Source organism: Persicobacter sp. CCB-QB2, assembly GCF_001274635.1.
In the GTDB taxonomy this organism is placed as follows: Bacteria; Bacteroidota; Bacteroidia; order Cytophagales; family Cyclobacteriaceae; genus Persicobacter; species Persicobacter diffluens.
On the sequence record NZ_LBGV01000001.1, the window covers coordinates 634,302 to 654,598 of the forward strand.

A 20,297-nucleotide genomic window follows, 5' to 3' on the forward strand; every position below is an offset into this window, starting at 1 on the left:
GCAATAGCAACCGTTTGCGTAAAGTTATATCGCTGGATTTTGACGGCTTTTTTGGCTTCCTTAAAATTGAGGTATATTTGTATTAATAATTCAAGAGATTGATAATTTTTGGAGCTTATTCTGTAAATTACTTAAAACAGCCCCCCTATGTTGAAAAGAATCCGCAATATTTTTTCTGTCGCTTTGATGTCGTTATTGACAGTAGCCTGTGGTGGAAATCAAGTATCGGAACAGGCGGCGGCCACGCCTGAAAATTTACCCTCACATTGGCCAAAAGGTATAACCTACGAAATCTTTGTTCAGTCCTTCGCAGATTCTAATGGCGATGGCATCGGGGATTTTAATGGAATGACTTCTAAGTTGGACTATTTAGCTGACCTCGGTGTTGAGGCCATCTGGTTAATGCCGATTATGAAGTCACCCTCTTATCATAAGTATGATGTGGTGGATTATAAATCTGTTCACCCGGATTATGGTACAGAAGAGGAGTTTAAAAAATTCGTAGAGGAAGCGCACAAGCGAAATATTCGCGTGGTGATTGACTTCATCATTAACCATACCTCTCATGAGCATTGGTGGTTTAAGGAGTCTGCGAAGGGGGATTTTATCACCGATGAGAATGGCAAAAAGGTGAAAAACCCTTACCGTGACTATTTTGACTGGATGACAGAAAAAGAGGCAAAGGCTTCCATTCACTGGGCAAAAGAGGCACAGGGGGATTCGGATAATATTATTCAGTGGTATCAAAACCCTTATAATAAAGAAGATAAAGAGCTGTTCTACGGCTACTTTGGCGATCATATGCCAGATATCAATTATGATAATGCGGAAGTAAAAGAGGCCGTATTTGAAATTGGTAAATGGTGGTTGGCTGAAATGGGAATTGACGGCTTCCGTTTGGATGCAGCCAAGCACATTTTTGACCATGAGGAAGAGAAAAACCACGCTTTCTGGGTGGAATTCTACAATGAAATGAAGACGGTGAAGCCAGATGTTTATTTGGTCGGTGAGGTATGGGCGGATTCTGATATCGTAGCGCCATACTTGCAGGGGCTTCAGTCGTTGTTTAACTTTGATTCTAGTTATGCCATTACGGACGCTTGTAAAGATGCGGACGGAACAGGTCTGATTGATAATTACAATGCGATTAGCGCCAAATATCAGGCAGTACAGCCAAATTATGTAGATGCTACTTTCATTACCAATCACGATCAGAATCGTGCGATGTCGGTATTAGAAAACGATATGGATAAAGCCAAAATGGCCGCTTCCATTCTGATGACCTTCCCGGGATCTCCTTACCTGTACTATGGGGAAGAGATCGGAATGCGTGGATTGAAGCCAGATGAGTTGATTCGTGAGCCTTTCCTTTGGGCAAAAGATGCTAAAGAAAATACTACTTGGGGAAAAGCAGAATACACTACTTTTGAGACCGTGGCTACCGCAGCGGCTCAGCAGAAAGATCCGAATTCCATTTTGAATCACTATAAGAACCTGATGCATGTTCGCCGTGCGGAAGATGCTTTGAATATGGGTGAAATGACCACAATTCAGGTGGAAGGAGCTTCAAAAGCAATTTTGGCTTTCGAACGTGATTATCAAGGAGAAAAGGTACTGGTATTCCACAACCTGGGAGACCAGACAGAAAGCCTGAACTTCAAAGCCGGGGATTTCAGCAAAGTGGTATTGGATACGAAGAACAATAAGGTTAAAGACGATAGCATTGAATTGGCAGCTTATTCGACTTTGATTTTAAAGAAATAAGGAATCGGGGGGAGGCCCCCGGTTTTTTTGTATGCCAGGGAATTGTCCTGGCATAATTTAAAGAGAATCGATTTATATTTTTCAATTAAAACACATGAGACAACAACCAAAATTATCGTTTTGGCAAATGTGGAACGTCAGCTTCGGCTTCCTGGGCGTTCAGTTTGGTTTTGCGTTGCAGAATGGTAACGTGAGCCGTATTCTTCAGGCATTGGGTGCTGATGTGCATCATCTTGGTTTTTTCTGGCTGGCCGCTCCGATCGCAGGTATTATCATTCAACCGATTATTGGGGGTGCTTCTGATCGTAGCTGGATTCAGTATTTACCCGGACGCAGGGGTCGTCGTATTCCATTTATTTTGGCGGGAGCCATTGCTGCTACCGTAGCGATGTTCCTGATGCCGAATTCGGAGTTCTTTACTACTTTGATGCCGGCGATGTTTTTTGGTGCGACCATGTTGTTGATCATGGATGCTTCCTTTAATATTACCATGCAGCCCTTCCGTGCTTTGGTGGGGGATATGGTGCCTAAAAACCAACGAGACAAGGGCTATGCTATCCAGTCATTCCTGATTAATACGGGTGCGGTGGTGGGTTCCTTGTTGCCCTTTATTTTGACGGCCGTTGGTGTGGCGAATGAACCTCTTCCAGGTGAAAAAGTGGCTCCCTCTGTGACCTGGTCTTTCTATATCGGAGGATCTGCCCTGATCTTGTCGGTATTGTGGACTTCTCTGAGAACAAAGGAGTATACGCCGGAGGAATATTTCGAATATCACCCGATTGAGGAGAAACCAAAAGAAGCGAAAAAGGATTCTTTCATTGATCTACTGAAAAATATGCCAAAACCAATGATTCAGCTGGCTTTGGTACAGTTCTTTTCCTGGGTGGCCTTCTATATGATGTGGGTTTATTCTACGCCTGCAGTAGCAGAACATGTTTGGGGAGCTACGGATCCGCAATCTTTGGAATATAATGAAGCCGGTAACTGGGTTGGCGTATTGTTTGGTGCCTATTCCTTATTCGCTGCTTTATTCTCTATCGTGATGGCGCAGTTGGTGGAGAAATTTGGAAGAAAAACAGTATATGCATTTGCCTTGGTTTTGGGGGGTATAGGATTGGCTTCCTTTCCATATGTGACAGATAAGTATATGTTGATCGTTTCAATGGCTGGGGTAGGGATTGCCTGGGCGGCGATTTTGTCGATGCCATTCGCTATCCTGTCTGAGGTATTACCAGCCGATAAGATGGGGGTTTATATGGGTATTTTCAATTTCACCATTGCCGGCCCACAAATATTGGCAGGTTTAATGGGGGCAACCATCGCAAATGCCTTGGGTGCACCGATCTGGATTATCTTTGTAGCAGGTATTTGCTTATTATTAGGAGCGCTTTCAGTGGGATTAGTAAAACAAAAATAGCGATTCAATAAAAATTTAATAACATAACTATCTTATCTTTAGTTAAATAGTAATTAAGGGGTTAGCTTGTAGCTAATCCCTTATTTTTTTGTACTATTCTCATTGTGTCCAGTGCAAACGAGTGCAGGAGAATTTTAGGTGAAATTATCATATTACTATTGTTGTCCCTTATAATGGGATTAAATTTGATTTATAATCAAGGAAGGGATAGTCATTTTGTGGGATTAATAAAAGCCCTGAAATTATTAGAACTATTTTTACCGAGATCGATTTGTAATATAAGGTTACCATTAAAGCCTTATTGGAAATGAATTTACTTGTCAACTAATAATATTATGGATATCAAAGGATGTATTTTTGATTTGGACGGAGTAGTAGTCGATACCGCCAAATATCATTATCTGGCTTGGAAAAAATTGGGTGCTGAACTGGGCTTTGATTTTACTGAGCAGGACAACGAACGCCTGAAAGGTGTAAGCCGCATGCGCTCTTTGGACATCCTGTTGGAAATCGGTGGTTTGACGATTTCTCAAGAAGAGAAGGAAGCAGCTGCTACTAAGAAAAATGAGTGGTATTTGGAGTTTATTCACCAAATGCAACCGGATGAAATCCTGCCTGGAGTTTTGGATTTCTTCAATCAACTAAAGGAAAATAATATCAAAATTGCCTTGGGTTCTGCATCCAAAAACGCAGTTTTGATCTTAGATATTTTAAAAATCAAAGATTACTTCGATGTAATCGTGGATGGTAACTCGGTATCCAAAGCTAAGCCGGATCCTGAAGTGTTTACTCAGGGAGCGGAAAAAATGGGCTTGACTGCAGCAGAATGTGTGGTATTTGAAGATGCGGAAGCAGGGGTGGAAGCAGCGAAAAATGGTGGCATGCGTTGTGTTGGCATTGGGGAGCAGGATGTGCTTTCTCTAGCAGACGTAGTCGTGTCCGGTTTTACCGAATTTAATATTGAAAATCTAAAAGCTTTATAAAAAACAACCACTGCCTTTGGTAGTGTAGGAAAGTATAATGTGTGGGATTGTTGTCCTCACCCGGTTGGGGGATTGGGTGCAGGACAACCCTTTTTCTTTCTTGGAATTACAATAGCGTTATGAAGGAATATATCAAGCATCACGAGTGGAATATTGTTGAGGAGGGGTTCGACCCTGCTGACAATCGCGTTTCAGAATCTCTATTCTCATTGGGTAACGGCCGTATGGGTGGTCGTGGTAACTTCGAAGAGAAGTATTCTGGCGATAGCCTTTTAGGAAATTATGTGGCAGGTGTTTACTATCCGGACAAAACCCGTGTAGGTTGGTGGAAAAACGGTTACCCTGAGTATTTTGCTAAAGTTTTGAATGCGGCAAACTGGTTAGGAATCCATGTAGAAGTTGATGGCGAGGAGCTGGATTTAGCTACTGCTAAAGTAGAAAACTTCAAGCGTGACCTGAATATGAAAGAAGGTTACCTACAGCGTACCTTCGAAGCTACTTTGCCATCAGGCAAAAAAGTAGCAGTAGTATCTACTCGTTTGTTGTCCATTGTTGATGATGAGGGTGGAGCAATCCGTTACGAAGTAAAAGCGGTTAATTTCTCCGGAAATATCAAGTTTTCTCCATTCGTTGATGGTGACATCGAGAATGAAGATTCGAACTACGATGAAAAATTCTGGGTAGAGGTCGCTAAAGAAAACGAAGCGGGTCAGGCAATCTTGGTGAGTGAGACTTTGAAGACTCAATTCCAGGTGGCTACCGGTATGAAATGGAACTTGACTTTGAACGGTGCCGTTCAGTCTACTGCCATTGAAACCGAAAATAAAGAGAAATTTGTAGGTAACAGCACTACTGTAGCAGTAAGCGAAGGTGATGTTGCGACTATTTTCAAATATATCTGTAACATTTCTTCCGAGAATCATGACAAGGGAGATTTGATTGCAGTAGCTAAGGATTACTTAGCGCGTGTGGAAGCTAAAGGCTTTGACACGATGATGGAAGAGCAGGCGGCTGCCTGGGCGAAAAAATGGGAATTCTCTGATATCCTGATTGAGGGCGATGTGAAAGCGCAGCAGGGTATCCGCTTCAATATCTTCAACATGAACCAGACTTACACTGGTGAGGATGCACGTTTGAACATCGGTCCTAAGGGATTCACCGGTGAGAAATACGGGGGGGTGACTTACTGGGATACGGAGGCTTACTGTGTGCCATTCTACTTGATGACTGCAGAGCCTGAGGTAGTAAGAAATCTGTTGATCTACCGTTACAACCACTTGGAGCGTGCCATCGAGAACGCACAAAAGTTAGGCTTCACTGACGGAGCAGCACTTTACCCAATGGTAACCATGAATGGTGAGGAGTGCCACAATGAGTGGGAGATTACTTTCGAGGAAATCCACCGTAATGGTGCTATTGCATTCGCAATTTACAACTACATCCGCCACACAGGGGATGACAAATACCTGGCAGATTACGGTTTCGAGGTATTGTTGGGAATTACCCGTTTCTGGAAACAGCGTGTGAACTGGTCGGTAGGTTACAACAAATACGTAATGTTGGGGGTAACCGGTCCAAACGAGTTTGATAACAATGTGGACAATAACTGGTATACTTCTTACATCGCAATGTGGTGTATGGAATATACGACCAAGGCAGTCGAAATTCTAAAGGAGAAGTACAGCGAGCGCTATGCGGAATTGGTAGCGAAAACCAATTTCAACGAAGCAGAGGAAGTAGCGAAATGGACTGAGATCCGTGACAATATGTACCTTGGATATGACGAAGAGCGTAATATCTTCATCCAGGCGGACGGTTTCTTCAACAAAGAGCAAATCTTGGTGAAGGATATGGATCAGTCTCAGTTACCAATCGTACACCACTGGTCTTGGGATCGCATCCTACGTTCCAACTTCATTAAGCAGGCGGACGTATTGCAAGGAATTTACTTGTTCGAAGAGCGTTTCTCTGTAGAGGAAATCAAAGCGAACTACGATTTCTACGAGCCACGTACCGTGCATGAGTCTTCTCTTTCTCCGTGTATCCACTCTATCCTGGCAGGTAAAATTGGTGATCAGGCACGTGCTTACGAATTCTACTTGAGAACTTCTCGTTTGGATTTGGATGACTACAATGCCGATACACGCGACGGTCTTCATATTACTTCCATGGCAGGTACCTGGATGGCAGTAGTAGAAGGTTTTGCAGGTAAGCGTGTATTCGATGACGGTGTGTTGCGTTTAGCACCATTCATCCCAGCTGAGTGGGGTGCCTATACTTTCAACATCACCCATCAAGGAGCGATGTTGGCGGTGAGAGTTTCCGAAGGAAAAGTGGAAATTACCAACACTTCTGATGTAGCGATCAACGTATTCGTACATGACAAAGAGGTAGCAGTTCCGGCAAATGGAAATGTAGAGATCTGATAACGATATTCAATAATTGTAATATTCGAAGAGGGGAAGTTTAACTTTCCCTCTTTTTTTATGCAATTGTATTTTACTGAGGCCTTGGTATAGCAAAATAATCGCATATTTTTCATAATTTAGCCGATATATGATTCTATTTGGGAAGGCATATGCAGTAGTAATGGAGATTTAATTTTTAGATCATGAAAGCGCAAACGACAATTAAAGATATTGCCAAGGCTTTGAATATTTCCCCCTCTACGGTTTCTCGTGCTTTGAAGGATCATCCTGATATTAGCCAAAAAACAAAAGATGCGGTGAATCAGGTGGCAGAGGAGTTGGATTATCACCCGAATACCATTGCTCAGAGCTTGAGAAAAAGCCGTTCGAATACCATTGGGGTGGTTGTGCCGGAGTTGGTACATCATTTCTTTGCCAGTGTGATTTCGGGTATCGAGGATGTTGCCTATAAGGCGGGCTACCGAGTGGTGATTTGTCAAACGAATGAGGATGTGGAGCGGGAGAAGCAAAATGTGAGCGCACTGATTTCTTCCAGGGTGGATGGGATTTTATGTTCCATGACCAAGGAGACCCGGGATTTTAAGCATTTTAAGTCAGTACAGAAGCGTAATATTCCATTGATCTTTTTTGATCGAATTGCCAATGAAGTGAAAGCGGATTCTGTCGTGGTTCAGGATTATGAAGGAGCTTTTCAGGCGGTGGAGCATTTGATCAGTCAGGGTTGTAGAAGGATTGCCCACTTCAAGGGACCGGATTCGCTTTTGATCACCAAACAGCGAATCAATGGTTTTCACGATGCCATGCGTGAGCACAAGTTGCCGGTGGAGCAGGATTTGATTATTGAAGCCGATAACCGGGATTTGGCCAGAGCGACCATAAGACAGATGGTAGAAAGTGGAGCGCCACTTCCGGATGGGATTTTCTGTGTGAATGATAATGTAGCGGTGGGAGCCCTTTTGCAGTTGCGGGAAATGGGGGTAAAAGTACCGGAGCAGGTGAAAATTATTGGTTTTGAGGATGACGTCACCTTTACCCAATTAACGGATCCTCAGATCAGTTCCGTGGTGCAGCCATCCTTTGAAATGGGGCAGTTAGCCACCCATATGTTCCTGGATGAGCTGGCCAGAAAGGAAAGTCATCCGGATAAAATTTTGGAGATCAAAACGCCTCGAATTGAAGTGTTAAAAACCAAAGTGGTAGTCAGAGGATCGTCTTGTGAGAAAGTTTGGGAAGAGGAAAAGAATAGAAGGGTACAGGAATGATCTGTAGGGAAAATATAAAAATGAAAAGCTCCGTATGCGGAGCTTTTTTTATTTCATGAAAATTTGCCTTCAAATAATTTAGGACTTTTCGACTAAACCTTTAAATTATACTCTTCTTTTTATCATCCGGGAGACACATTAACTGGTAATCCTTTGTTTATCTTGATAATCAGTGCGCCTTTCGTGTAACGATGATTGCGTATAATGAGTTTCCATTTAATAAATAACCAAATTAAACACTATGAGTGAGACCTACTTAGGTATCGACATAGGCGGAACCAATACAAAGTTCGGGATTGTGAGCCGTCAGGGCGAGTTGCTGGAGAAAGTAAAGTATCCTACCGCTGAATTAAGCGCAGAGCCAGAGGGATATATAGAAGCCTTTCTGGGAAAATTAACTGCTTTTTTAGAAAGGCATCCGGAAATCAAAAAAGTGGGACTAGGCGTCCCGGGGACCTTGGGTCCACGTCGTCGCAAGACCATGGAATTCCCCAATATTCCGGGATTGAGTAATTATGATTTGATGGATCGCCTCGAGTCTGATTTTCCTGCCCATGTTTTCCGCCTGGAGAATGATGCAAATGCGGCGGCCTTAGGCGAGTTTTTCTTTGCCAAAGAAGTTATTCCGGACGATTATATATTTTTGACTCTGGGTACTGGGGTAGGCGGTGCGGTGATTTATGAAAAAGACATTTTTGGGGGTGAAGGCGGTAACGCCATGGAAGTCGGGCATATTCCGGTAGGCAATGGAAAGTCTTTAGAGGAAACCATCGGTAAGAAAGGGATAGTGGCCATGTGCCGGAAATACCTGGAGGAAGGAAAGTTGGATTCTAAATTGAAAAACAATGAGTCCCTGAATTCTAAAAAAATTCAAAAAGCCTGTCTGGAAGGTGATCCCGTAGCGGTAAAAGTTTTTACAAAAGTAGGAAAATACCTGGGGCAGGGGATCGTTTCCAATCTCCGCATTCTGGACATAGCTACCGTAATTTTAGGCGGAGGAGTGGCAGAAACCTATGACGTGCTTTATCCCGCCATGATGGAGGAGTTAGAAAAATGGCTGACGCCTTATTATCTGGAGAAATTGAACATCAAAACCGCCTCTTTAGCTAATGAGGCCGGTATCCTTGGGGCGGCCTCTCTAGTGATCGCTTCCTGAATAAAAAACAGCTGGTGAGCATGCTCTTCAGCTGTTTTTTTTGCCATTTCACAAATTATTTTTTCAACACCTCAATCTCAATCAGGTGATCTGTGGCTGTAAACCGAAGTCGATAAACGACCTGCTGCTGCTCTTCACAGCCTTTTCCTCCCGAGATCTGATAATGAAAAAATCGTTGGGATCGTCGGTATAGCTCTTCCTTATTGGGGCGACCTAATAATTTCACGATTTGCGTGGTACTAATTTTTTCCAAATCAGCCTCTTTGGCTTGAAGTAGGGGTAAAAGTGCAGCTCTTTTGCCCTGACAGCCCTCTCGATCGGCTTTCCAGCTTTCCTGATCAAATCCCGGAATTTCGGGTGTAGGTTTACAGGAGAAAAAACTTAAACAAGTGAATAGGAATAAAAAGGATAATCGATTCATAGGTCGTGCTTAGTCAAAAACGAAAATAGTCAAAATGTAGGTTTTATCCACTGTCGGTTGCTTTTGAAATCCGAGATTTGACTAAATTCTATATTTATTCGCATTGATATAATCAAAGCTTAATGAGTGGAAATGCATTGGCGTGTAAGGTAAATTCAAAAAATCACTTAAATTGCCGATAAATTTTTATAACACATCATGGAGTCTTTTTTAAAGTTTTTTAGAACCAGCTCGTTGGTCTTGGCCGTCGGGGTGTTCTTATACGTTTATGCCTGGATGCCAGAAGGAGTAACGGTTTCGGTGGATGCAGTAGGGAATTCGGAATTAATTGTGACCAAGGATTCCTTTTTCTTCGGGGGCTTGATTTTCTTATTGTCCATCAATGGGGTGTTTTTCATTTATCTGAATTTGTTGAAAAATATGAAAGTGGGGAAAATTTCCGGAGGCCTGACTTATCGGAATCCAATTTTTCGTCATGAGATGATTCAATGGTTTTTGGCGCTGAATGGCATCCTTAATTTGGGATTTATTTTATCTATGGCCTTTTTGGCTTCGTTCAATAATCAGCAGTTTGGAGATGGTGGCGTTTTGGGCAATACCATTTTCTTATTTCCGGTGGTAATGTTGGCTGCTATGGTCTGGTTGGTGGTGATATTGTCGAAAAACAGGCGCTAGTAACGACAATTTTCAGGAATACCAGTAAAATATTTGCAACCCACCCAAAAGGTTTAGTAAATTAACATGCCTTTTTCTTAAAAATTGTAAGATTTTGGAAAGGGTTGAGATTATATATTTTTTCAGCGCGCGATCTTAGGATTAAAACAATGGCGAAACAGCAAGAAGCAGTATATACCGAAGACAGTATTAAATCCCTGGACTGGAAGGAGCATATCCGGCTGCGTCCGGGTATGTATATCGGTAAGTTGGGGGATGGATCTTCAGCGGATGATGGGATTTATGTACTCGTCAAAGAGATTATAGATAACAGTATCGATGAACATATGATGGGCTACGGCAAGCAAATTGACGTGACCATTTCGGATCATCGTGTAAAAATCAGAGACTATGGTCGTGGGATTCCTTTGGGAAAAACCATCGACTGTGTTTCCAAAATAAATACCGGAGGAAAGTACGATTCCGGTGCCTTCCAAAAATCAGTAGGATTGAATGGGGTAGGTACTAAGGCGGTAAACGCCCTTTCCAATTATTTCAAGGTGCAGTCGCATCGCGAGGGGAAACCAAAATAGCGGAATTTAATCAGGGAGAATTGGTAACAGACCATCCGATAGGTAAAACGGATCAGCCCAATGGAACCAAAATCACCTTTGAGCCGGATGGTACGGTATTTAAGAACTACCATTTCATTCCGCAGTATCTGGAAAACCAGATTTGGAACTATGCCTTTTTGAACGCGGGTCTGACCATTAATTTCAATGGGCAGAAATACCATTCCGAGCATGGTTTGCGTGACCTGTTGGAAAGAAAAACCAATGCGGAGGAATTGCGCTATCCGATTATCCACCTGAGAGGGGAGGATATCGAAATTGCCTTTTCACACTCCAACCAGTACGGAGAGGAATATTACTCCTTCGTGAATGGTCAGTACACTACGCAAGGCGGTACACACCTTCAGGCTTTCCGTGAGGCTTTGGTGAAAACGGTTCGGGAGTTCTTCGGCAAGAATTTCGATGCGGCGGACGTTCGCGCCAGTATCGTAGGTTCTATCGCTGTACGTGTGCAGGAGCCGGTTTTTGAATCTCAAACCAAGACTAAGCTGGGCTCTTTGAATGTCGCTCCTGAAGGCGCCACGATGCGTTCTTTTGTGGGAGACTATGTGAAGAAAGTGTTGGATGATTATTTACATAAGCATCCGGATGCCGCAGAGGCTTTGCTGAAGCGAATCAACCAGTCCGAGCGTGAGCGTAAGGAGATTTCCGGTATTAAGAAGTTGGCCAATGAGCGCGCAAAAAAGGCCAATCTGCACAATAAGAAATTGCGTGACTGCCGCATTCACTTTAATGATGCTAAGGCAGGAGATAAGAAAGAAAATACGATGATCTTCATTACCGAGGGTGACTCTGCCTCCGGTTCCATCACCAAGTCCAGAGATGTAAGTTCTCAGGCGGTATTCTCTTTGAGAGGAAAGCCATTGAACTGCTTCGGACTGACCAAAAAGGTGGTGTATGAAAATGAAGAATTCAACTTATTACAACACGCCCTGAATATTGAAGATGGTCTGGAAGGTTTGCGTTATCGTAAGATCGTAATCGCGACGGATGCCGATGTCGATGGTATGCACATTCGCTTGCTGCTGTTGACCTTCTTCCTGCAGTTTTTCCCTGATTTGGTGAAACAAGGACACGTCTATATTTTGGAGACGCCACTTTTCCGCGTTCGAAATAAGAAAGCCACTCATTATTGTTATGATGAGGAAGAAAAACAGAAGGCGATGAAGAAATTGGGCGGTAAGCCTGAAATTACCCGATTTAAGGGTTTGGGGGAGATCTCTCCAGACGAATTCGGGAACTTTATCGGCGAAGATATCCGTCTGGATCCGGTAATTTTACAGAAAGAAACAAAAATCGAGGATTTGCTCAGCTTCTTCATGGGTAAAAACACGCCAAAACGTCAGTCTTTTATCATTGACAATTTGCGTGTGGAGAAAGATTTAGTGGAAGAAGAAGTGGTTTAATTTTTTTTAAGTATTCCTAAGGCAAGGCCTTTTTAAAAATATCATGAGCGACGAAAATACTTTTAATGACGCTGAAGATCAGGAAATGAATGGAGATATTCACGCGGCCACCATGGTCTCGGGAATGTATGAAAGCTGGTTTCTGGATTACGCCTCTTACGTAATTTTGGAGCGTGCTGTACCCGCCATTCAGGATGGTCTGAAACCGGTGCAACGCAGGATTTTACACTCCATGAAGGAGCTGGATGATGGACGCTTCAATAAGGTAGCCAATATCATCGGGGCGACGATGCAGTATCACCCACACGGAGATGCTTCTATCGGAGATGCGATCGTGACCATCGGGCAAAAAGATTTATTGATTGAAACTCAGGGGAACTGGGGAGATATCCGTACTGGTGATCGCTCCGCGGCCCCTCGTTATATCGAGGCAAGACTGTCCAAATTCGCTTTGGATGTGGTCTATAACCCTCAAACAACCGACTGGCAATTGTCTTATGATGGGCGGAAAAAAGAACCCATTACTTTGCCGGTTAAATTTCCACTTTTGTTGGCGCAAGGGGTGGAAGGTATTGCGGTGGGACTTTCCACCAAGATGATGCCCCATAACTTTGTGGAGCTGATTAAGGCTTCCATTGATATTCTGAAAGGAAAGCGGGCCAATATTCTGCCAGATTTCCCTACCGGGGGTACGGCGGATTTTACCAATTATAATGAAGGTAAAAAAGGTTCTAAAATTCGCGTGCGTGCTAAAATTGAAGCCGCGGATAAAAAGACCCTTCTCATAAAAGATATCCCTTATTCCACCACGACCAGCTCCGTGATCGATTCGATTTTGAAAGCGAACGATAAAGGGAAGCTGAAAGTGAAAAAGGTGATTGACAATACCGCCAAAGACGTAGAAATCGAGATCCAGTTAGGGCCTGGTCAATCTCCGGATGTGGTGATTGATGCGCTTTACGCTTTTACGGATTGTGAGGTATCCATTTCTCCGAATGCTTGTGTAATTATCGACGAGAAGCCGCACTTCATGTCGGTGAATGATATTCTGGCTTATTGCACCAAGCAGACGGTGGAGCTGCTGAAGCAGGAGCTGGAAATTCGTCGTGGCGAGTTGATGGAAAAAATCCTTTTCAGTTCATTGGAGAAAATCTTCATTGAGAACAGAATTTACCGTGACATTGAGGAATGCGAAACCTGGGAAGCGGTATTGCAAACCATAGACCAGGGACTGGATCCATTCAAGAAGGATTTCTATCGTGAAATTACGGAAGAGGATTTGGTACGCCTGACCGAAATCAAGATTAAGCGTATCTCCAAGTTTGACTCCTTTAAGGCAGATGAAGCCATGAAAAAGCTGACCGATGAGTTGGCTGAGGTAGAACATAATTTGGAGAACCTGATTGACTATGCCATTGCTTATTTCAAAGACTTATTGAAAAAGTATGGCAAAGGACGTGAGCGTAAAACCGAGATCCGCAATTTTGAAGACATTAATGCGACTGTAGTTGCGGCGAATAATACCAAGCTTTATGTCAACCGTACGGAAGGTTTTATCGGAACGTCGCTGAAAAAGGATGAGTTCGTGACTGACTGTTCGGATATTGACGACATCATTGTTTTCCGTAGGGATGGGGCCTGCATCGTGACTAAAATCTCCGACAAAGCCTTTGTTGGAAAAGATATCATCCATGTTGCGGTTTTCAAGAAAAATGATGACCGTATGGTCTACAATGTCGCTTATTTGGATGCCTCCAAGAAGCGTACTTTTGTGAAGCGTTTTCAGGTATTAGCCGTTACCCGTGACCGTGAGTACAATATCACCAAAGGGGGACCAAAATCTAAAATCCTTTACTTCTCTGCAAATCCGAATGGGGAAGCCGAGGTAGTGAAAGTAAAACTGACACCAGGTTGTCCGGCACGTCAGAAGATTTTTGAATATGATTTCGCCGACCTGGCCATTAAAGGCCGTGATGTAGTGGGGAATACCCTGACCGCTTACCCGATCAGTAAAAATGGTATCACTAAGATCTCTGATGGGGTATCTACTTTGGGTGGTATCGATGTATATTACGATGACCATGTCGGTCGCCTGAACACCGAAGGCCGTGGTAAATTGTTGGGGAACTTCCTGGATCAGTCCATTCTTTGTATTCTGAAAGATGGTTCCTACGAGTTGACCAACTATGAGCTGACCAACCGATACAATGTGGATGAGGTGGTTCATATCGAACAGTTTGATCCAGAGAAGCCAATCACGGCTATTTACTATGATGGGAATAATAAAACCCATTATGTGAAGCGGTTTATGATTGAAACCACCACTCTGGACAAGCGATTCAAATTTATCACCGATGCCCGTAGCTCTAAAATGTTGGCAGTGACTCTGGATAAATTGGCGCAAGTCGAAATCACCTACAAACGCAAAGTGGACGGCAAGACCGAAGGGATCTTTGATTTGGATGTCCTGGCTGAAGTGAAAGGCTGGAGAGCTTTAGGAAATAAATTGAGTGCCTATCCGGTGAAATCCGTGAAAGTGATTGAAAGTAAACCGGCACCTGTGGCCGCTAAATCCACTCAAGAAAATGTTGAAGTGGATGAAGACGATCAGGAACAATTAGGTTTGTTTTAAGAAATCAATAAGCCTCGCTCTTTTTGGGAGTGAGGTTTTTTTTATTTTTTATGCGATATTGTTTTTTTTATTTGCCGCTGTTAATCTTACCATTTACAGTCTTGGCTCAAATACCGGAGGTCAAAACCTTTAACGCCTATAACAGGGATTACGCCACTGATTGGATTGCTTTTTCTAATTCTTTGGACAAGGATGATATGATCTCCCAGTTTATTGACTATGCTCAGGGGCAGCCCGCCTGGGTGGATCGCTTTAGTCGGGAGGGCTTTTATTTAGGTAATTATATATCATTGGTTGATTTTGATGCTGATGAGGAGGACGAAATCGTCTACCAGGGGCCTCTGTTCGGGGAGTCCCAGGTTTTTGAGATTTATAAGAGGAAAGACGATAAAACATTTGATTTAATTTTTTCATCACAGCAGGGGGTGATAACTTCAGAATGGAATGGGGAACAATTAAGCCGATTATATGTGCGGGATTGGGGGTGCTGTATGGAAGAGCACATTACGAGTGTGGTTTTTGAAGTTCAAATGGAGCAAGGGCAGCTTAAATTTCAGAGGAGTTTTCAGTTTGTTTCGCACTTTCTGGAGACTAAACCCAAAGCTTATTTTAAATCACCAATAGCTTTCCAGACATTGAATGAAAGCTATACTTTGAGGGTAACACCAGAAATTGTAAAAGAGGGCCTTTTTGTTGATTTGGATCCTGAAAAGGGAAATGTATTAAGTCATTATCCAAAAGGAACCGAAGGAATTGCCCTGGCAGAGAAGGTAGATAAGACGGGGCGTATTTGGTGGTATGTATTAATTGATACTTCAAATCAGTATACGAAATCAAACACCTATTTAGGAGGTATTGAAGGAGATGGATATGTCTCTGGCTGGATGAGTAGTCGTTATCTGCAGATTTTGGTAAGGAATTGATTTCAATTGCAAATGAAATTTTATAGCTTGAAAAGAGTGCCGTTTCCACTTCATTTTTTGCTATGCTCACCTCCAGTCTTTCCAAAATTCAAAGCACGAAAACTTCGGCCTTGGCGGATCATCTGATTTTAGGTTTTATCATTCTCCTGAAATTCATCCTGCAGTATTTCGCTATCAACCCGGTTTATGAATTGCATCGGGATGAATATTTACATATTGATTTGGGCAATCATCTGGCCTGGGGATATGCCTCTGTCCCTCCCATTACCGGTTTAATTTCGAAGGTCATCCTTTCGTTGGGAGGCGCGGTCTTTTGGGTGAAATTTTTCCCAGCCCTCTTTGGTGCGGGGCTTTTATATTTCGTCTGGAAAATGGTGGAGGAGCTTGATGGAGGTTTGTTTGCGAAGGTGCTGGCGACTTCCTCTGTCATGTTTTCTGTACTGGTCCGAATCAATACCCTTTATCAGCCCAATTCCCTGGATTTTCTTTGCTGGACAGCCTTATTCTATTTTGTGATCAAGTATGTTAATCGGGGAGAGATACAGTGGTTATATGCGATAGGCTTAGTCTTTGGTATCGGTTTTCTGAATAAATACAATATTGTCTTTTTGGTCATTGGAATCATACCTGCCATAGCATTGTCTCCGCATCGAAAGCTTTTTAAAAACGCACACTTATATAAGGCAGTCGGGCTGGCAGTGATTTTAATCAGCCCCAATTTGTATTGGCAGTGGATCAATGATTTTCCGGTGATTAAACATATGACAGCCCTGACCGAAATTCAGTTGGTAAAGGTGAGCCGATGGGATTTTCTCAAGGAACAGCTTTACTTTTTCTTCGGCTCCTTGCCGGTATTGGTAACAGGTATAGGAGCATTGCTGGTAAATCGGAAGTATAAGCGATACCAGTTTCTTGCCTTTGCCTTGATTTTTATTTTGGTGCTTTTTACTTATTTAAGGGCAAAAGGATATTATGCCATTGGTCTTTATCCGGTATTTTTAGCCTTCGGGGCGGTAGTGTTAGAGCAGTATTTAAAGAATAGTTGGAAGAAGTTTATTGGGCTTGTGTTGTTGGTTTTTCCTATTGGATTTTTTGTCTTTATGATGCCGATTTTTTTACCTGTATGGTCACCTGAAAAGATGGAGGAGGAACAAGAAATGTTCAATGATCTGGGATTGAACCGTTGGGAAGACGGAAAACTTCATGCTATCCCTCAAGATTATGCCGATATGCTGGGCTGGAAAGAATTGGCAGGAATTGTGGATCAGGGCATTGGCCAATTAGCCTCCAAAGATCATTTGTTAATACATTGTGATAATTACGGACAGGCGGGTGCGATCAACTATTATTCTAATTCCGGGGTGCCGGCATTGTCCCTGAATGCAGATTATATCAATTGGTATGATCTGGAAAAAGAGCCGATCATTAATGTGGTTTTGGTAAACAATGCCGGTAATTTTGATCGAGACAGGGAAGAAAACCTGTTTTCCGAAGTCATTAAAATCGGTGAAATTCAGCATCCATTAGCAAGAGAAAAGGGAACGACCGTGTATTTGTTAAAAGGCGCCAAAAGGTCCATTAATGATATTTTGAAATCCGAAATTGCCCAACGAAAATCCATCGAATAATATTTCCACCGAATAATATTATTGGATATATAAAATAATGCCACCCAATACCACCCAATACCACAGAGACGCATCGCATGCGTCTCTTTTCACCAAACCCAACCCCAATTTTACCCCAAAATTCAATGAATAGAATCATCCGGTATTTTGATCCCCACGCCCGAATGGTTTGGGCCATTCGATAAAAAATTGAATTCCGGTAATTTTCAGTCATGAATTATTGATCGGTAAATATTTGATGGCGACAAATCATTGGTGTTGCATTTTCCCGGTATGGTAGCATCCTATGCATGAATATGGGGGATTGGTTTTTCGATTAAAATGCGTTTCTGAATGGTGTGGTTCATATGATGGAATGACCTTGAGACGCATGCGATGCGTCTTCCATCCATTTCCCCAAATCTGATTCCACGATTCCTATTGGCATCGCCATATTGTAAAAATGTCGGTATTAACCATAGAGACGCATGCGATGCGTCTCTATGGTCATCCGGCCATTCGGAATTAATTCCCAAACAATTACCCCTTTCGATTAAACCGGTCTGTCCACCATTTGGACGGGTTATTCAAAATATATTGGTAAATACGTTGAAATGCCTGTGGATCCCAGGCCACATTATCGTAATACCGGCTTTGCCATCTGAAATCTTCCCGAATTTTCCTTGCCCTGCTGGTGACAGCTCCCTTGAACCCCCGAATAATGGCAGGGAGGTTATTCGACTGTGAGCCGGGCTGGTTGCCCTCCCAATTGGGAAATTGATTGTGAATATTCTCTCCAATGGAGATCAATGCGTGGAAATGATTGGGCATCACGATGAAAATATCATTGCTAAGATTCATATCTGTTCGCATTTCAAAGGTTCGCAGCCATTCCTCCTGAGCAATCTGACCAATTGTTGATAGGTACATTTTTGAATCCCTGACTTCACCGAAGAAATGACGATGATGGTGACAACAAATGGTAATGAAATAAGCACCCGCCCGACCATAATCCCAGTTTTTCAATCGCGGAGAGGATATCCGATATTTATTTTGAAATTTATCATTCATAGTAGTGGTTAATGTTTCCACCCCCGATACCCTATTCCCCATCAATGGTTTTCATTTCTACCACATAAATGACAAAAAAAACCTCAGAGACGCATCGCATGCGTCTTGCAACGTATCAACCCCACAACGTATGATCCCGCATCCCATGCATCACGAATCGAATTCAACCCGCGAGATATACGCCCCGCATCAAATATAACCCGCGAACCCCAAACCAAAATCACGATCCATGCCATTCCCCATAAAAAGCCCATTAATCAACCCATATCACATTTCCCATCTGCCCGATTTTCCCTAAATTGCATTTCAAAAAATTACGATTCGCAATAATGAATATTGATCCAAAAAAACTGCAGCAGGCGAAAATTGAATATTTTCAGGAATATGTGACGGAGACCAAGAAAGCATTGCTGGAACAGGTGATGGATGAGAGAACCCGCCAAATCGCCATTGTTTTAGAGGATGTGTATAAGCCACACAATGCCTCAGCAGTTTTCCGTAATTGCGATTGTTTTGGGGTGCAGGATTTGCACATCATCAATAATTCCACCGAATATCATATTAATCCTAATGTATCAAAAGGTGCTTCGAATTGGGTGACCATGCACCGTTATGAACAAGAGGGTAAACCCAATACCGACCTTTGCTATAAGGAATTAAAAAGCCAGGGCTATAAAATCTATGCGACCTCCCCGAATGTGGAGGGCAAAACGCTGGATCAGGTGGATTTAAATGGGAAGGTGGCCATTGCCTTTGGAAATGAGGCCGATGGTTTATCCGATTTTGCTTTGGATCAGGCAGATGAATTGCTTCGCATTCCAATGTATGGCTTCACGGAATCTTTTAATATCTCGGTGACTACCGCCTTGTGTTTACACAGCCTTGTGGAACGCTTACGTAAAGAGCGGAATGACTGGCATTTGACCGAAGAGGATCGGCAATTTTTGCGATCGGTTTGGTATATGGGGCTTACTCGAAATGCCGACATGCATTTAAAGCGACTAATGGAAGAAATGACCGCCCTATAAAAGGGAAGGATAAAAAAAAGACAAGGTTTTCAGACCTTGTCTTCGTGTTTTATCAGAATGCATCAGGAGGCTGCCATCAGCACTTCCTTTTGCGGAACCGAATAATATGCATCGTATTGCTGCATTTTATATTTCCGAATAATGCTCTTCAGAAGGCTAATATAGTTTGAACCTTCCTCAGAATAAGCCGTCAGGTGATTCACGAGTTCTAATGAATTACTTTCCACCTGCATAGCATTTCTTAAATCCTCATAAGCATAAACCCGTCCGATAATGTCCAGATAGTGCTCCGTGGAAGAGAGGATGTCATCATAAGCCCGAACGTATACAGGACGGTTGTTACGTGTCCCCTTAGTCGCTCTTCTGGGTTCATTAGCGGAAAAGCTCCATACTCCAAAGGCATTGTTAGCCTCTAAAAATATAGAAGAAGTTCCCCATCCGGTTTCCATCACGCTCTGTGCCAGAATCATACTGATTGGAGGCGGAGTCATGCGTAATGGTAATTCCTCTACCGATTTAGCTTTATATTTGGCTAAATAGAGGCTCAGCAGCGCTTTCGTGGAGGGATCGTATTGGCGATTATTAATCATCATCTCCACTCTCTCCTTCTCTGCCAATTTGCGTTCCCTCGCCAAAATGATTGTTGGAAGCATCATATCGATGAATTTGGCGGTTTTTTCATGCACCGGCAGATTTCCCAAGCTTTTTAAATTTTGGTAAATCACGGGTGCTACCCCCGGTCCATCCACTGGAAGGATGTCATCGGTTTGCTCCATGAATACATAGTTGGCGCTAAATTCAGTTTCCTCATTGTCATCGTGTCCTTCTGTTAAGTTCACGTGGGTACTACAGGAATTTCCAAAAGGACCCAAAAGCAATAGGAAACCAAGGGTTTTCAAACGCTTCATACAG

At 42.9% G+C, this 20,297-nt stretch carries 14 protein-coding genes and 1 pseudogene; 12 read left to right on the forward strand and 3 right to left on the reverse strand.

The window, feature by feature from the left end; all coding sequences use genetic code 11:
* The first annotated feature begins 147 nt into the window (after positions 1–147).
* The 6 genes from NG22_RS02980 (at position 148) to NG22_RS03005 (ending at position 9,011) form a co-directional block, all read left to right on the forward strand.
* Complete coding sequence (locus NG22_RS02980; protein ID WP_072159020.1) at positions 148–1,764, forward strand: alpha-amylase family glycosyl hydrolase; 1,617 nt, start codon at positions 148–150, stop codon at positions 1,762–1,764.
* Positions 1,765–1,891: 127 nt separating this feature from the next.
* Complete coding sequence (locus NG22_RS02985; protein ID WP_253275644.1) at positions 1,892–3,181, forward strand: MFS transporter; 1,290 nt, start codon at positions 1,892–1,894, stop codon at positions 3,179–3,181.
* A 335-nt stretch (positions 3,182–3,516) separates the two neighbouring features.
* Positions 3,517–4,164 carry a beta-phosphoglucomutase gene (pgmB, locus tag NG22_RS02990; RefSeq protein ID WP_053404342.1) on the forward strand — a complete coding sequence of 216 codons (648 nt, stop codon included), beginning with the start codon at positions 3,517–3,519 and terminating at the stop codon, positions 4,162–4,164.
* 119 nt (positions 4,165–4,283) lie between these two features.
* Positions 4,284–6,590 carry a family 65 glycosyl hydrolase domain-containing protein gene (locus tag NG22_RS02995; RefSeq protein ID WP_053404343.1) on the forward strand — a complete coding sequence of 769 codons (2,307 nt, stop codon included), beginning with the start codon at positions 4,284–4,286 and terminating at the stop codon, positions 6,588–6,590.
* Between the two features lie 185 nt (positions 6,591–6,775).
* A complete protein-coding gene (locus tag NG22_RS03000) occupies positions 6,776–7,855 on the forward strand; it encodes a LacI family DNA-binding transcriptional regulator (RefSeq protein ID WP_053404344.1) in 1,080 nt (359 codons plus the stop codon).
* Positions 7,856–8,096: 241 nt separating this feature from the next.
* On the forward strand, positions 8,097–9,011 hold the full coding sequence (locus NG22_RS03005) for an ROK family protein (RefSeq protein ID WP_053404345.1): 915 nt from the start codon (positions 8,097–8,099) through the stop codon (positions 9,009–9,011).
* Positions 9,012–9,066: 55 nt separating this feature from the next.
* Here the strand turns inward: NG22_RS03005 and NG22_RS03010 are convergent, their stop codons facing one another.
* On the reverse strand, positions 9,067–9,432 hold the full coding sequence (locus NG22_RS03010; RefSeq protein ID WP_053404346.1) for a hypothetical protein: 366 nt from the start codon (positions 9,430–9,432) through the stop codon (positions 9,067–9,069).
* Between the two features lie 198 nt (positions 9,433–9,630).
* Between NG22_RS03010 and NG22_RS03015 the strand changes: the two genes are divergently transcribed.
* From NG22_RS03015 to NG22_RS03035, 5 genes and pseudogenes are all read left to right on the forward strand, one after another.
* Positions 9,631–10,107, forward strand: a complete 477-nt coding sequence (locus NG22_RS03015) for a hypothetical protein (protein WP_053404347.1) — start codon at positions 9,631–9,633, stop codon at positions 10,105–10,107.
* A gap of 149 nt (positions 10,108–10,256) precedes the next feature.
* Positions 10,257–12,124: pseudogene (locus NG22_RS03020) on the forward strand (DNA topoisomerase IV subunit B).
* A gap of 43 nt (positions 12,125–12,167) precedes the next feature.
* The gene (locus tag NG22_RS03025) at positions 12,168–14,756 is read left to right on the forward strand and encodes a DNA gyrase/topoisomerase IV subunit A (protein ID WP_053404348.1); all 2,589 of its coding nucleotides are present in this window, start codon (positions 12,168–12,170) and stop codon (positions 14,754–14,756) included.
* A gap of 101 nt (positions 14,757–14,857) precedes the next feature.
* Positions 14,858–15,679, forward strand: coding sequence for a hypothetical protein (locus NG22_RS03030; protein ID WP_157600835.1), 822 nt, complete (start codon positions 14,858–14,860; stop codon positions 15,677–15,679).
* Between the two features lie 62 nt (positions 15,680–15,741).
* Positions 15,742–17,307 (forward strand): glycosyltransferase family 39 protein, encoded by a 1,566-nt coding sequence (locus NG22_RS03035; protein WP_053404350.1) that lies wholly within the window; start codon positions 15,742–15,744, stop codon positions 17,305–17,307.
* Positions 17,308–17,826: 519 nt separating this feature from the next.
* On the opposite strand, the gene NG22_RS03040 is transcribed toward NG22_RS03035, so the two are convergent.
* Positions 17,827–18,357, reverse strand: a complete 531-nt coding sequence (locus tag NG22_RS03040) for a transposase (protein ID WP_072159170.1) — start codon at positions 18,355–18,357, stop codon at positions 17,827–17,829.
* 329 nt (positions 18,358–18,686) lie between these two features.
* Here NG22_RS03040 and NG22_RS03045 point away from each other — a divergent pair, with 329 nt between their 5' ends.
* Complete coding sequence (locus NG22_RS03045) at positions 18,687–19,385, forward strand: RNA methyltransferase (RefSeq protein ID WP_053404352.1); 699 nt, start codon at positions 18,687–18,689, stop codon at positions 19,383–19,385.
* A 62-nt stretch (positions 19,386–19,447) separates the two neighbouring features.
* On the opposite strand, the gene NG22_RS03050 is transcribed toward NG22_RS03045, so the two are convergent.
* Positions 19,448–20,293 (reverse strand): glucosaminidase domain-containing protein, encoded by an 846-nt coding sequence (locus tag NG22_RS03050; protein WP_053404353.1) that lies wholly within the window; start codon positions 20,291–20,293, stop codon positions 19,448–19,450.
* Between the last annotated feature and the right edge of the window lie 4 nt (positions 20,294–20,297).